Genomic DNA, 204 nt, shown 5'->3' with positions numbered 1-204 from the left:
ACTATTTAACGTATTTAAACCTGCTGTTACTTTTCCGGAGCCATCTACTAATTTCCCTATACCTGTCTGCAATTCACCTGTTTTGCTATTTAGCGTATTTAAACCTGCTGTTACTTTTCCGGAGCCATCTACTAATTTCCCTATACCTGTTTTGCTATTTAGCGTATTTAAACCTACTGTCACTTTCCCTGACCCATCTACTAA

General features: G+C 37.7%; 1 protein-coding gene. It reads right to left on the bottom strand.

The genetic code is table 11. The features are described 5' to 3' along the window. A partial coding sequence (locus tag MR083_RS27760; RefSeq protein ID WP_242270162.1) for a hypothetical protein occupies positions 1-204 on the bottom strand: 204 nt, incomplete at both ends.

This window comes from Bacillus cereus group sp. BfR-BA-01408, from assembly GCF_022663305.1.
Taxonomy (GTDB): Bacteria; Bacillota; Bacilli; order Bacillales; family Bacillaceae_G; genus Bacillus_A; species Bacillus_A pacificus.
The sequence above is the reverse complement of the archived record's forward strand: the minus strand, read 5'-3'. Positions and strand labels throughout refer to the sequence as shown.